The 12,586-nt window shown below is 60.0% G+C and carries 12 protein-coding genes; 8 read left to right on the top strand and 4 right to left on the bottom strand.

Annotated features, from left to right (window positions below):
* Positions 1 to 3: 3 nt before the first annotated feature.
* Genes FHR98_RS15115 through FHR98_RS15105 form a run of 3 tightly spaced genes read left to right on the top strand, consistent with a single transcriptional unit; the run spans position 4 to position 3,900 of the window.
* Positions 4 to 2,094: an acetate--CoA ligase family protein gene (locus FHR98_RS15115; protein WP_183417568.1), complete on the top strand. Its 2,091-nt coding sequence runs from the start codon at positions 4 to 6 to the stop codon at positions 2,092 to 2,094.
* Positions 2,087 to 2,872, top strand: coding sequence for a carnitinyl-CoA dehydratase (locus FHR98_RS15110; RefSeq protein WP_183417567.1), 786 nt, complete (start codon positions 2,087 to 2,089; stop codon positions 2,870 to 2,872). Before FHR98_RS15115 ends, FHR98_RS15110 begins: the two co-directional genes overlap by 8 nt.
* Positions 2,873 to 2,916: 44 nt before the next feature.
* Positions 2,917 to 3,900, top strand: coding sequence for an NADPH:quinone reductase (locus FHR98_RS15105; RefSeq protein ID WP_183417566.1), 984 nt, complete (start codon positions 2,917 to 2,919; stop codon positions 3,898 to 3,900).
* 4 nt (positions 3,901 to 3,904) lie between these two features.
* Here FHR98_RS15105 and FHR98_RS15100 read toward each other — a convergent pair whose 3' ends face one another.
* Positions 3,905 to 5,038, bottom strand: coding sequence for a trimethyllysine dioxygenase (locus FHR98_RS15100; RefSeq protein WP_183417565.1), 1,134 nt, complete (start codon positions 5,036 to 5,038; stop codon positions 3,905 to 3,907).
* Between the two features lie 89 nt (positions 5,039 to 5,127).
* On the opposite strand from FHR98_RS15100, the gene FHR98_RS15095 reads away from it, so the two are divergent.
* The gene (locus tag FHR98_RS15095; protein WP_183417564.1) at positions 5,128 to 5,760 is read left to right on the top strand and encodes a TetR/AcrR family transcriptional regulator; all 633 of its coding nucleotides are present in this window, start codon (positions 5,128 to 5,130) and stop codon (positions 5,758 to 5,760) included.
* On the opposite strand, the gene FHR98_RS15090 is transcribed toward FHR98_RS15095, so the two are convergent.
* Positions 5,752 to 6,963, bottom strand: a complete 1,212-nt coding sequence (locus tag FHR98_RS15090) for a pyridoxal phosphate-dependent aminotransferase (protein WP_183417563.1) — start codon at positions 6,961 to 6,963, stop codon at positions 5,752 to 5,754. The genes FHR98_RS15095 and FHR98_RS15090 overlap by 9 nt on opposite strands.
* Positions 6,964 to 7,147: 184 nt before the next feature.
* On the opposite strand from FHR98_RS15090, the gene FHR98_RS15085 reads away from it, so the two are divergent.
* Together FHR98_RS15085 and FHR98_RS15080 are read left to right on the top strand one after the other, a co-directional pair.
* On the top strand, positions 7,148 to 7,981 hold the full coding sequence (locus tag FHR98_RS15085; RefSeq protein ID WP_183417562.1) for an ABC transporter substrate-binding protein: 834 nt from the start codon (positions 7,148 to 7,150) through the stop codon (positions 7,979 to 7,981).
* A 58-nt stretch (positions 7,982 to 8,039) separates the two neighbouring features.
* Positions 8,040 to 9,047, top strand: coding sequence for an amino acid ABC transporter permease (locus FHR98_RS15080; protein WP_246377911.1), 1,008 nt, complete (start codon positions 8,040 to 8,042; stop codon positions 9,045 to 9,047).
* A gap of 85 nt (positions 9,048 to 9,132) precedes the next feature.
* On the opposite strand, the gene FHR98_RS15075 is transcribed toward FHR98_RS15080, so the two are convergent.
* Positions 9,133 to 10,431 (bottom strand): solute carrier family 23 protein, encoded by a 1,299-nt coding sequence (locus FHR98_RS15075; RefSeq protein WP_183417561.1) that lies wholly within the window; start codon positions 10,429 to 10,431, stop codon positions 9,133 to 9,135.
* Between the two features lie 229 nt (positions 10,432 to 10,660).
* Positions 10,661 to 11,023, bottom strand: a complete 363-nt coding sequence (locus FHR98_RS15070; RefSeq protein WP_221205925.1) for an ArsR/SmtB family transcription factor — start codon at positions 11,021 to 11,023, stop codon at positions 10,661 to 10,663.
* Positions 11,024 to 11,235: 212 nt separating this feature from the next.
* Here FHR98_RS15070 and FHR98_RS15065 point away from each other — a divergent pair, with 212 nt between their 5' ends.
* A complete protein-coding gene (locus FHR98_RS15065) occupies positions 11,236 to 11,559 on the top strand; it encodes an ACT-like domain-containing protein (RefSeq protein WP_183417560.1) in 324 nt (107 codons plus the stop codon).
* 57 nt (positions 11,560 to 11,616) lie between these two features.
* Entirely contained in the window at positions 11,617 to 12,558 is a 942-nt protein-coding gene (locus FHR98_RS15060; RefSeq protein WP_183417559.1) for an AEC family transporter, read from the top strand.
* Positions 12,559 to 12,586 lie beyond the last annotated feature (28 nt).

The following is a 12,586-nucleotide window of genomic DNA, read 5'->3' as shown; positions in this document are numbered from 1 at the left end:
GCCATGGACGAACGGCCCGCTGGTACTAAGTTGAGCGGTTTTCAACGCCTTTTGCACCCTCGCTCCATTGCCGTGATTGGCGGACGTGAAGCCGCCGAAGTCATACGTCAGTGCCGCCGCATGGGCTATAGCGGACTGATTTATCCGGTGCATCCACGCCACGAGAAAGTCGAGGGTGTGCCTTGCTTCAGAACTTTGGCCGATCTGCCTGAAGTTCCCGATGCTGCCTTCGTGGCGGTCAGGCGGGAGCTTTCCATCGAGGTGGTGCGTGAACTGGCCGCCATGGGCGCAGGGGGAGCCATCTGCTACGCCTCCGGATTTCGCGAAACCGGCGGGGCGGGCGAAGACCTTCAGGCCGCACTGATCGAGGCGTCCGGCGACATGCCGATCCTGGGCCCCAACTGCTATGGCCTGATTAACTACCTGGAGGGGGCTTTACTCTGGCCTGATCAGCATGGCGGCCAGCGCCGGGAGCGGGGCGTGGCCATTCTGACTCAAAGCGGCAACATGGCCATCAACTTGACCATGAACCAGCGCGGCCTGCCGATAGCCTTCCTCGTCGCCATGGGCAATCAGGCAAAGGTTGGTTTGGCGGCGATGGCTGATGCCCTGCTGGAGGACCCCCGCGTCAGCGCCATCGGCCTGCATATAGAAGGACTGGGTGATGCCGCCGCTTTCGTGACGCTTGCCGCAAAAGCACGTGCCAGGGGAGTGCCCCTGGTTGCGCTGAAAGTAGGGCGCTCGGAGGCGGCCGCGGCGCTGACCTTCAGCCATACGGCTTCGCTGGCGGGGGCTGATGCCGTCGCTGACGCCTTTCTTCGCCGTTTGGGTATCGGCCGTGTCCACAACGTGCCGGCGTTCCTGGAAACCTTGAAGCTGTTGCATCAAGGCGGTCCCTTGACGGGCCGCGATCTCGCTTCGATGAGTTGTTCGGGAGGCGAGGCTTCGCTCATTGCCGATGCCATTGATAGCCGCAAATTGCGGTTTCGAAGCTTAGACCCGGCGCAGCGCCAACGGGTCAAAGATACCTTGAGCGATCTGGTGCACGTCTCCAATCCGCTGGATTACCACACCTTCATCTGGGCCGATGAGACGCGCATGACCGAAACCTTTGCAGCCATGCTGGGCTGCGGTTTCGATCTCAGTTTCTTGATCCTGGACTTTCCGCGGGCCGATCGTTGCGAGACCCACGATTGGGATATCACGCTAAGAGCATTGGAGGCTGCATCGCGACGGACGGGCGGGCGTTGCGCTGTTGTCGCCTCCCTTCCCGAAAATTTGCCGGAAGCCAGGGCCGAGGATATCTTGGCTCGCGGGATGATCCCCTTCGGGGGTATCGAGGAGGCCCTGACCGCCGCCGAGGTCGCCGCTGCCATCGGCGATGCTTGGCGTCGGGATTGGCCTGAACCTGTTACCATCCCGCCTCTGACGAAAGGTGAGGCCGTGTCCATGAGCGAATGGGCGGCCAAGCAGCGCCTGCGAGCAGCCGGGCTCCCTCTACCGCGAGGCGGTCTTGCGGCGAACGCCGCCGAAGCCATGGTGATTGCTGAGGCGCTGGGTTTTCCGGTGGTGTTGAAGGCGGTGGGCGAGGGGTTGGCGCACAAGAGCGAACTAGGGGCGGTGCGTTTGGGCCTGGCGGATGCCGATAGCGTGGCCCACGCGGCCGAGGAGTTGCTGCCCATGGGCAGTGGACTGTTGGTAGAGGAAATGATCGGCGACGGCTTGGCCGAAGTCATTGTTGGCTGCCAGCGCGATCCTGTGATTGGTCCTTATTTGCTGTTGGGGTCCGGCGGTGTTCTGGTGGAGTTGATCGCGGATTCGGTGCTGCTGCCCCTGCCTGCCAGCCGGGCCGAGATTGAGGAGGGCCTGTCTCGCTTGAAGGTGGCGCAGCTATTGGCGGGTTATCGCGGCAAGCCTCCGGGGGACCGGGCGGCGCTGATCGCTGCTGTTGAGGCGATCCAGCGGTTTGCCTTGTCCGAGGCGGGACGCTTGATCGAACTGGACGTCAATCCCGTCATCGTCCGGCCGCACGGCAAGGGCGTGGTCGCGGTGGATGCATTCATGCGGATTGTGAAGGGAGAAAAGAATGGGTAAGGAAGCCATCAAGGTGGAACGCCGGGGCGCGGTGTTCGAGGTTACTTTGGACCGGCCAAAGGCCAACGCCATCGACAACGAGACCAGCCGTGCCATGGGGGATATCTTTGCTGGGTTTCGCGATGACCCGTCACTGCATGTCGCCATCGTAACGGGCGGCACCGGGCGTTTCTTCAGTGCAGGCTGGGATCTGAAGGCAGCGGCCGAGGGCGTGCGGCCCGACAGCGATTATGGGGTTGGAGGCTTTGGCGGGCTGCAGGAGCTGCCAGGCCTCAACAAACCGGTTATCGCCGCGGTCAACGGCATGGCGGTCGGTGGCGGCTTCGAGCTGGCCTTGTCCTGCGATATTATCCTGGCGTCCGATCAGGCCCGTTTTGCGCTGCCGGAGATTAAGGCTGGAACCTTGGCCGATGCAGCGACCGTTAAACTTCCCAAACGCATGCCCTACCACGTGGCCATGGAATTGCTCTTGGTGGGCCGTTGGATGGAGGTCGAGGAAGCCAAGCACTGGGGCGTGGTGAACGAAATTGTACCGCATGACCAACTGATGCCGCGCGCAAGAGAAGTCGCCGATTTACTGGCCGCGGGGCCGCAGCTTGTTTTTGCGGCCATCAAGGAGGTGGCCCGCACGGCGGAGAATCGCACCTTCCAGGAGACCATGGACTTGATAAACGGCGGTAAGCTTGCCACCGTCCAGAGGCTCTACAACAGTGCTGATCAGTTGGAGGGCGCCAAGGCCTTCGCTGCCAAGCGGGGGCCCGAATGGAAGGGGCAATAGAGCTGGCGTCTTTGTGGGTAGGCCGGTAAGGGAGAGGCAGGAGCATGAAAGCGGCTTTTTACGATAGCCAGGGTTCGGCAGCCAGCGTATTGACGGTCGCTGAACTTGAGACGCCGAAGCCCAGGGATGGCGAGGTTCTGGTGCGCCTTAGGGCCTCCGGCGTCAATCCTTCCGACGTTAAGCTGCGCTCGGGGGCGCGACCCGGCGGTATGCCTTTTCCGCGCATAGTGCCGCATAGCGACGGCGCCGGCGTCATAGAGGCGGTCGGGCGCGGCGTCGATGGCGCCAGGATCGGACAACGGGTGTGGATTTGGAACGGCCAGTGGCAGCGCCCCTTCGGCACGGCGGCCGAGTATATCGCGCTGCCTGCGATCCAGGCTGTTCCGCTGCCGGACAATACAGCGTTCGAGGCGGGCGCCTGCTTCGGCATTCCTGCCTTGACCGCCCAACGTACGGTGTTTGCCGATGGGCCGGTTGAAGGTCAAACGGTATTGGTCACGGGTGGCGCGGGCAGCGTGGCGCGCTATGCCATACAAATGGCCAAGCTGGGTGGTGCCCAGGTCATCACGACGGTCAGCGGACCGGAGAAGGCGGCTCACGCCCGCAGCGCCGGGGCCGACCATATCCTCAACTACCGGGACGAGGACGTCGCCACCGCCGTCATGGATATCACCAATGGTCGCGGCGTGGAGCGCATCGTCGAGTTGGAGTTCGGGGCGAACCTGGAGACGACGGCAAAGGTCATCGCTCCCAACGGTGTGATCGCGGCCTATGGCTCGGCCGCCAATATGAACCCGACCTTCCCCTTCGCCGACTTCCTGTTCAAGGACGTGACCTTGCGGATCGTGCTTGTCTACCGCCTGACACCAGCCGCCCGCCGCCAGGGGATCGAGGACCTGACCCGATGGTTGTTGGACGGTCGCTTGACCCACGCGGTCGCACGTACCTTCACGTTGGATGATTGCGCTAAAGCCCACGAATTGGTCGAGAGTGCCGGCAAGCTCGGCAGCGTCGTCGTGACGCTTTAGATCGTTAGACAGCGCCTTTGAGCTGTAGCACGCGCAGGCGGCTCTCAACGTCTTCCTTGTTGATGTAAGCACCAGCCAGCCGGCGTTTGCCCTGGTAGGCCTTGCGGCCGTGCAGCGTGCGCCAATTGTCGAAAATCAACATGCGGCCGGGGGCCAGGCGCTCGATCATCTGGAAAGCCGGGTCGTTGGCTAGGCGATGGAACAGGCGGAGCCCTTCGTAAAAGGCTTCCAGTCGCTCCCGGTCCGGCAGGAAAGCGGCACGGTCGTGATTGTTATAGCTGACTTGGATTAACGCGCCGTCCGAATCGTGGCGCAGCACCGGTCTTTTAGCCAGCAAATGGACGCCGCGTTCGTGATCCAGATACTGGCCTGGCACGGCGATTTCGCCGAGGACCCGATAGAGGTCGGGCGCGCGCTCCTGGATTTCCCGGGCGACGCGGAAGCCATCGACCAGCAGGCTTTCGCCGCCGGTCCCCTCAAATGCGAGGCAATGGAACATCTGATAGCCGGGACCGTCGAAGCTGTAGGTGCCGTCCGTGTGCGGCCCGATCTCCAGGGTCGTGTACGCTGTGTCCTTGTGCTCCATATTGGCGGTAAAATCCCAAAAGCCGCCAAAAATCGTTTCCCGAATGTAGGAGATGCGACGGGCCACGGCCTGAGTTGCCTCGGGCGTTGGATCGAGACCTTCCACGAACAGAAAGCCGCGCCGGTCCAGCTTGGTCAGCGCCTCGGCCAACAGGTCATCGTCGGATAAAAAGCCTTCCGCCGGTACTTCACCAAGGCCTTCTTCGGCAAGCGTCGCGGCGTCCCAAAGGGTCTTTGCCACGGGATCGGTCGGTTCTTTGCCATCGGCCAGACGCCGCAACAGGTCCGCATCGTACCGACTGCTGTGGCGCTCCGGCGACCAAGTTAGGATCAAGGCCCGCCCATTGTCCGCCACCTGCGGATCCTGGGGCGTCAGATCGTCCGGTAGCGAGAAAGTATCCACTAACCGCTGATGCGTTTCCGGATGCAGGCAATCTGGGCAGCCACAATGGTCGCGTAACCAGAGGGCCGGGAAGGCGGTCGTATGACCGTCGCTCCAGGTGACATTGCAGAGGGACGCATCTAGTGCTGCTGAACGGATAAGGCTTCCCATGTCGGGCTCCTCACGGGATAGTGACGCGCTGATTGATATCCTTGTTGTACGAATGTACAATAAATAAAGCAAGAGGAATAGGGGCTCTGGTGCAAAGACAACCGAAATACAGCCGCGATTTGCCGGAAGAACGTCGCCGCAAGTTGATCGAGGCAACTGCGAGATGCCTTGCGGAGTTGGGCGTGGCGGGCACGTCGGTGCGAGAAATCTCGCTGCGTGCGGAGGTTTCTCCCGGCCTCGTCAATCATCATTTCGCGGGCAAGGAAGACCTGATAGCGCAGACCTACTGGCAGATTGGAGAAACTGTCGACAGGACACTGGGCGCCGCGTTGGTCGCCGCAGGCCCGGACCCGGACGCGCGTCTGACGGCTTTCGTGAAGGCGAGTTTCGAACCGCCCATTCTGGACAGCGACCTGTTGGCGGTCTGGATCGGTTTTTGGAGCCTCGTCAGGACGGATACGCGGGTTTTCGGTATGCATCGGGAGGTTTATGCAGCTTATCGCGAGCGGCTGGAGGGGCTGCTCGGCGCGGCGGCGGAAAAGCGCGGCGTTACACTCGACACCCGGCTGACGGCGATCAGTCTTTCTGCAATGCTCGACGGCCTTTGGCTGGAATGGTGTCTTGACCCCGAGGTGTTTTCCGCCGACGAAGGCTGCCAGACGGTGCTTAATTGGATCGGGCGGCTGTGGGCGTTCCCCGATACGGGAAACCGTTCAGGCTAACTTTCCAGTATAGCGGGCCAACCGTGCCACGGCATCATCGATGGTATCGGTATCGACCGACAGGCTGACCCGAAGGTGACCTTTGCCCATGTCGCCAAACCCTTCTCCTGGCATCAGGGCCAAACCTTCGGCATCCAAAAGGCCCCAGGCGAATTCTTTCGCTGAAACACCGGTTTGGCGAACGTCGAGCATCACGAACATGCCAGCCGCAGGCCGTTGAAAGGACAATCTGGGAATCTTCGCCACCTGATCGCAAAACCGGTCCCGGCGCACCCTATAGAGGTCGCGTATCCACACGGCGGTATCAGCGCTGCTTTCGATGGCCTCTAGCGCGCCGTCCTGGGCAAAGGGCGGTTGGCCGAAGAACATGCAGCTTGAAAGCTGAATCATGTGTTCGATCAGGTCTGCCGGACCCGCGCCCCAGCCAATACGCCAACCGGGCATGGCGTGGGATTTGGAAAGCGAACCCAGAACCAACGTGCGGTCCGACATGCCGGGCAAAGTTGCAATCGACCGGTGCTCACCCTCGTAGACCATCGCCGCGTAAACCTCGTCGCTTATGATCCAGAGGTCATGATCACGCGCGAGTTGAGCGATGGCATCAAGGCTTTCCGCGTCGATCAGCGCGCCGGTTGGGTTGTGGGGCGACGTCAGAACGATCCCGCGAACACTGTTGTCGATCGCGTGCGCAACATCCTGTGGATCCAACCGCCACGCGTTCTCAGGGTGTAGTGGGACGCGCCGCACCTCGGCGCCGCTCGCCCGGAGCGTTGCTTCATAAGTGGCGTACATCGGGTCAGGAACGATGATGCTGTCACCCGCTTGGAACAGGCAGCGCGCGCCCGTGTAAAGTGCCGACTGTGCGCCCGGCAGAACAACGACATTTTCCTGTGACAGGCGTTGGCCATTCAACTTGGACTGCCACCGTGCGACAGCATCGCGCAAGGGTAACTCGCCGCCCGCACGGGTATAGTGGTGGCGACCGGACCGAAGCGCTGCCACGGTTGCCTCGATCGCTGCCGTCGGAGCGTCGAAGTCGTGATCGCCAATCGTCAAACGCAAAATGTCCTGCCCGGCCGCGAAGCGCTGTGAGGCTACAAAATGAATCTCCCAGGCACGCGCGCCCTCGCCGGATATCTGTTCAACGACGGACGAGAATCGGCTTTGGTCCGTACCTTGCCGGGCGCTCTTTGCAAGTGACATGGTCTACCGTTTTCTTGTTGTACGAATGATCAAGAAGTTTAATCTAACGACTGCTTGGGAAAAAAGCTCGCGCGATTTTCGCGAACTTACTCCATGATTAGGGCAACTGTGGAGCTGAATTTCGCCACAAGCGATTGTGTTCAGTCTTACCATCGAAAAGAGACAACGATAGGGAGATGAAGTAATGAAAGTTACAGGATTCATATCAGCGAGTCTGTTTGCAGCAGGGCTTGTTTTGATACCAATTGTGGCTTTTGCCGGCGCTACGCTGGACCGGGTAATGGCCGAAAAGCAACTTGTCATGTCTTCCGATCCGGCCTATCCGCCGCAATCTTTCCTGAACGATAATAACGAAATGGATGGCTTTGACGTCGACGTGGGCCGCGAGATCGCAAAGCGGTTGGGCGTGGAGCTGAAGATCATCACGCCTTCTTGGGAGGTGATTACCGCTGGAAACTGGCAGGGCCGCTGGGACATGTCGGTCGGCTCAATGACGCCAACGACCCAGCGCGCCGAGGTGCTCGACTTCCCTGCAATCTACTACTACGTACCGGCGGCATTCGCCGTGCATAAAGACAGCAGCGCGCAATCGCTGGCCGATCTCAATGGCAAGACGATCGGTGTATGCGGCGGTTGTACCTACGAGGCTTATTTGAACAAGAACCTGGTTATTGATGCCGTCGGCACACCAGAGTTCACCTATGATGTAGATGCTGGAGAAATCCGGTCGTATGAGACCGATACCAATGCCTTCGACGATCTCCGTCTTGGTGACGGCACTCGTTTGGACGCAGTGATGTCGGCTCTGCCGACGATCATGGAGGCCATCAAGAACAACTATCCCCTGCGGGTCGTCGGTGAACCGGGCTTCTACGAGCCGTTGGCCGTCGCGACCGATAAAGGCGACGACGAATTCAATGCCAAGATCGCAGAGGCCGTTCAAGCGATGCATGACGATGGCACGTTGGCGGCTCTCTCCGAGAAGTGGTACGGCGTCGACTACACCACCGTAAAGTGACAGGTGGTGTGATCAAGAACCGAACGCAGGGTGCAGCGTCCTTGCCGGGCTATGGAGCTTGGCAAGGCGTTGCCGCCTGCCCAGCGTCGGCGGCCGTTTCATGATGGATTCCGTCTTTACTTTATTCGAAAGGCCGCTGGCGCGCCGTTGGATCGGCTATTGGTTCGGTGTCTTTCTCTTTGCGCTGGTCGATCTCCGCGACACCATGATCGGCGAATTCCTCCGCCCGGCCATTGGCGAGCCGGGCGAAAGCGGTTTATGGGGCCGCTTTGCCTGCGGGCTGGTGGTCACGGCCTTAATCTGGCTCGATGCTATCATTGTCGGTTTGCTGCCAAAGCGCGTGCGCTTACCGCTCGTTTGGGGGCAACTGTTTGTCCTCTTCATGGCTTTTTTCTATTCCTTCGACCTTAGCTACAGTTTTATCGGCAAAAAGGTCGGCTTCCTGATCACGCAGGGCGCCTTCACGACGATCTATATCTCGCTCGTCTCAATCGCCATTGCCTGCGTCATTGCGTTAGTTGCGGCGCTGGCCAAGCTGTCGAAAAATCCAATCGCCTACGGCATATCGTCCTTCTACATCTCCTTTTTTCGCGGCCTGCCGTTACTGATGCAGATCTATCTGATCTATATCGGGCTGCCGCAGATGGGTTTCGTCGTGGATCCCGTGCCGGCGGGAATCGCGGCGCTCTCGCTTTGCTACGGCGCTTACATGGCGGAGATTTTCAGGGCCGGAATCATCGGCGTCGCCCAGGGTCAATACGAGGCTGCCTCGGCGCTGGGGCTGAAGCATGTGGTGATCATGCGTAAGATCGTGCTGCCTCAAGCCATGAAGTTGATAGTGCCGCCGACGGGCAATCAGTTCATCGCCATGCTGAAGGATTCCTCCTTGGTTTCGGTTGTCGGCGTTTGGGAGCTGACGTTTCTTGCCAAAACGCAAGGCCGGGCAGAGTTCAAGCACCTGGAAATGCTCATCACCGCATCGCTCGTATACTGGGCCATGTCGATCTGCTTCGAAATGGTTCAAGCACGAATCGAAGCTCACTACGGTAAGGGCGACCGGCGCTGAGAAGGTTCCGATAGTTCGAAACAAAGAAAGGGCCGATACGCCAGCCAGCGCATCGGCCCTTTGCCGTTGATTAGCTTACCGGCGTTCAGCCATGACCGCCCAGGACCGTTTCAGTGTCACCGCCCAGATGCCGGTCAGGCAGCAGTGCATGCAGCGCCACGCCCACGATAGCGGCAAGCGCCATCGAAGAGATTGTGAACTGATCGCTGATCTGCAAGGTCGCGCCACCAATTCCGATGACCAGAATGACGGATGCAACGAGCAGGTTGCGGCGCTCTCCGAAATCGACCTTGCCCTCGATCAAGGTACGGATACCCGAGGAGGCGATGACGCCGAACAGGGCAATGGAAACGCCGCCCATGACCGCCGTCGGAATCGATCCGAGGAAGGCCGCCACCGTGCCGAGGAAACCCAGGAGAATGGCCAGGACCGCGGCACCGCCGATAACCCAGACGGAATAGACGCGGGTGATTGCCAAAACGCCAATATTCTCGCCGTAAGTGGTGTTTGGAGGACCGCCGATCACGGCCGCTGCCATGGTTGCCAGGCCGTCGCCCAACAGGGTCCGGTGAAGACCCGGTGTCTTGAGATAGTTACGCCCGACGACACGGCTAAGCACGACCGTGTCTCCGATGTGCTCGGCAATGGTGACGAGCGCGACCGGCACCAGGATGGGCAGGACACCCCAGGGAATCCCGCCTTCGCCGAACCCGCCGAGGAAGCTGACGAAGCCGGGAACGCGGAACAAGGGAGCTTCGGCAACCGGCGTGAAATCCACGAGGCCCGCGATCAAGGCCACGATATAGCCAATGCCGATACCCAGAATAATGGGGATGACGCTGAAAAAGCCCTTCAGCACCAGAGAGAAAAACAGAATCGCGCCCAGGGTGACCAAAGCCACGAGAAAATTGGTCAGGTTGTAAGGTCCCCCGGCGATGGTGCCCTGAGCCATGCCCACAGCGATCGACGCCAGCCCTAAGCCAATGACCATGATGATCGGCCCAACGACGACCGGCGGCAGGAGCCGCATCAACCAGCCCACCCCAAATCCGCGCACCAGGGCGGCAACGAGCAGGTAAACGCCACCGGCACAAAACGCACCAAACAGCGCGCCGCTGGTTCCCGCAAGCGCCGCACCAGCGACGATTGGACCGATAAAGGCGAAGGAGGAGCCCAGATAACCCGGCACCTGACCACCGGTGCAAAGGAGATAAATCAAGGTTCCAAGACCACTGCTGACAAGAGCCACCTCAGGCGGCAGCCCGGTTAGAATGGGAACCAAAACGGTTGCGCCGAACATCGCAAAGAGATGCTGCAGGCTCAGAATGGCCCAAAGGCCGCCGGTTGGCCGTTGGCCTACATCGATAGACTGGATATCTGACATGACGGATTACTCCCCTGTATCGGCCGCCCATCGTTTTTGACACCGGGTCACGCTTGGTGCTGGGTCGTAGTTGGTCCAGGCAAGATGAAAAGCAGTCCCCCGGATTGCTCTTCTGACCCAGACTCCCAAAAGCAGGCAGCCTTCAATGACAGGTCTTAATAGAACGCCTTATCGATTCTGAGAAGTAAAAGGAGTCATTGCCGGGCATTCTCGTTGGAATGGGCAGACGCTACGACTCAGACTTGCCACAATAAAGGCTGTGGAGCAGGGTCAGCAGCTGCCGTGCTTCCTCGCTGGCGATAGAGTAATAGATGGCCTTGCCATCGCGCCTAGCCCGCACCAGATTGTCGCTGCGCAGGCGAGCCAGCTGCTGCGAGACTGCTGGCTGACGCATGCCGAGCGTCCGTTCAAGCTCCGTCACCGCTTTTTCGCCTTCGGCCAACAGACAGAGTATCAACAAGCGGTTTTCGTGGCTGACGGCCTTAAGGAATCGACTCGCCATGCGAGCATTGGACCGCATCTGCTCATGCAGGGTCGCGGGTTGATCCTCGGCGCTAATCTCGCGCTTGTTATTGATTGTGATGCTGTCCATAGCCGATGGTTACTAGGTCGCTGACAAATGAGCAAGGGGGCTGGAGGACATGTCTGGTATACTTGACCACTCTTAAGTCATTGCGTAAGCTGAACTTATGGAATTGATGCCGAAACAACGAAGCGGGCTGCGAATTAGCGACCCGGCGCCCTGCGGGCGACCGGGATTTTGCTGTTTGTTTGCCTGGAACCATGCTTCGGAGTTTCAACGTCATGTTGGGTACAGAACCACATGCGGTCGCCGAGACCGCTAACAAACCCAAGCCGGGATTTCCCCCGGCTCTTCGACCTTCAACCTTTTGCTTCTCGTTGCTTGCTCACGCCGACCCGGGTGTGATGCCGCGTGTTTTGGAACTGTTTGCCAAGCGCAATATCGTACCGGACCGCTGGCACAGCGACCGCGCCGGGCCACGCGGGGAGAAACTGACCATTGACCTGCAGGTCCAAGGACTGGAACCTGACAAAGGAGATTATATCGCGCGGTGCCTGCGCCAGATTTGGGGTGTGGAGACGGTGCTGACTGCGGTTAAATCCTGAAAAAATGACCAAGGCGCAGCGACTTGCGGCGCGTGATCGAGGTTGGTGTTCGCCCGCATGGAAATCGTTTTCAATATCGCTGCGCCGGTTTTCGGCCTCGCTTTACTGGGATATATCGCCGCACATTTCGGCTGGTTGAAGGAAGGTGCCGCTCAGACGCTGGCGACATTCGTGTTCAACTTCGCCGCACCCGCGCTTCTGTTTCGCGCCATGGCCCGCTCGCCGCTGCCCGGCGACCTACCCTTCGATTTTCTGGTCGCTTACTACGGAAGCAGTCTGGCGGTGGCGCTGTTGACTTGGTTTGTGGGGAAAGCGGTGTTCCGGCAAGGCGCGATGGAATCCGTCATCGCCGGTATGACCGGTTGCTTCTCAAACTCGGTCATGTTCGGGATTCCGCTGGTGCTGACAGCCTTCGGCGATGCCGCGGCACAGCCTTTCTTCCTGCTTCTGGCGTTCCATGGAATTCTCTATTTCTCGACAGTGACCGTCGCTCTTGAGTTGGTCCGCGCAGGTGGCGGCGGACTTCTGTCCACGCTGATCCAGAGCTTGAAGGGTATTCTTGGAAATCCGCTCATCCTGGCGCTGGTCATCGGTATTTTCTGGGGCGAGACGGGCTGGGGGCTGCCTGCCGCCGCCGACCGTTTCCTGGACTTGCTTGCGCAGGCGGTGATTCCTTGCGCGCTCTTTAGCACGGGGGCAGCGCTCCGGCAGTATCGCTTGGCCGGTAATCTGATGGACTCGATCACGGTAAGCTTCATCAAATTGATCATCCACCCGTTGATCGTCTGGGTAGCGGCGGCTTGGATCTTTGAGCTACCGCCTCTTTGGACCGCTGTCGCGGTCTTGCTGGCAGCCATGCCGACCGGCGTGAACGCCTATATCTTTGCCGAGCGCTACGGCGCATGGCATCGCCGTGCCGGCAGCGTCGTGTTGCTGACCAGCATGGCTGCTATCATAACCGTCACACTGGTTTTGCTGTTACTTGGCAAGCCGACGTGAGTATCCTTTGCCGTAACAGGGGCCGACG

The sequence above is a fragment of the Limibacillus halophilus genome (assembly GCF_014191775.1).
GTDB classification, from domain to species: Bacteria; Pseudomonadota; Alphaproteobacteria; order Kiloniellales; family CECT-8803; genus Limibacillus; species Limibacillus halophilus.
This window is presented reverse-complemented; position numbering and strand designations above follow the sequence as displayed.

Excerpts from the sequence above, each read along its gene's own strand:
- FHR98_RS15110 (WP_183417567.1), top strand. The coding sequence starts at position 2,087 with ATGGGTAAGGAAGCCATCAAGGTGGAACGCCGGGGCGCGGTGTTCGAG.
- FHR98_RS15060 (WP_183417559.1), top strand. The coding sequence starts at position 11,617 with ATGGAAATCGTTTTCAATATCGCTGCGCCGGTTTTCGGCCTCGCTTTA.
- FHR98_RS15090 (WP_183417563.1), bottom strand. The coding sequence starts at position 6,963 with ATGTCACTTGCAAAGAGCGCCCGGCAAGGTACGGACCAAAGCCGATTC.
- FHR98_RS15065 (WP_183417560.1), top strand. The coding sequence starts at position 11,236 with ATGTTGGGTACAGAACCACATGCGGTCGCCGAGACCGCTAACAAACCC.
- FHR98_RS15070 (WP_221205925.1), bottom strand. The coding sequence starts at position 11,023 with ATGGACAGCATCACAATCAATAACAAGCGCGAGATTAGCGCCGAGGAT.
- FHR98_RS15075 (WP_183417561.1), bottom strand. The coding sequence starts at position 10,431 with ATGTCAGATATCCAGTCTATCGATGTAGGCCAACGGCCAACCGGCGGC.
- FHR98_RS15100 (WP_183417565.1), bottom strand. The coding sequence starts at position 5,038 with ATGGGAAGCCTTATCCGTTCAGCAGCACTAGATGCGTCCCTCTGCAAT.
- FHR98_RS15115 (WP_183417568.1), top strand. The coding sequence starts at position 4 with ATGGACGAACGGCCCGCTGGTACTAAGTTGAGCGGTTTTCAACGCCTT.
- FHR98_RS15105 (WP_183417566.1), top strand. The coding sequence starts at position 2,917 with ATGAAAGCGGCTTTTTACGATAGCCAGGGTTCGGCAGCCAGCGTATTG.
- FHR98_RS15085 (WP_183417562.1), top strand. The coding sequence starts at position 7,148 with ATGAAAGTTACAGGATTCATATCAGCGAGTCTGTTTGCAGCAGGGCTT.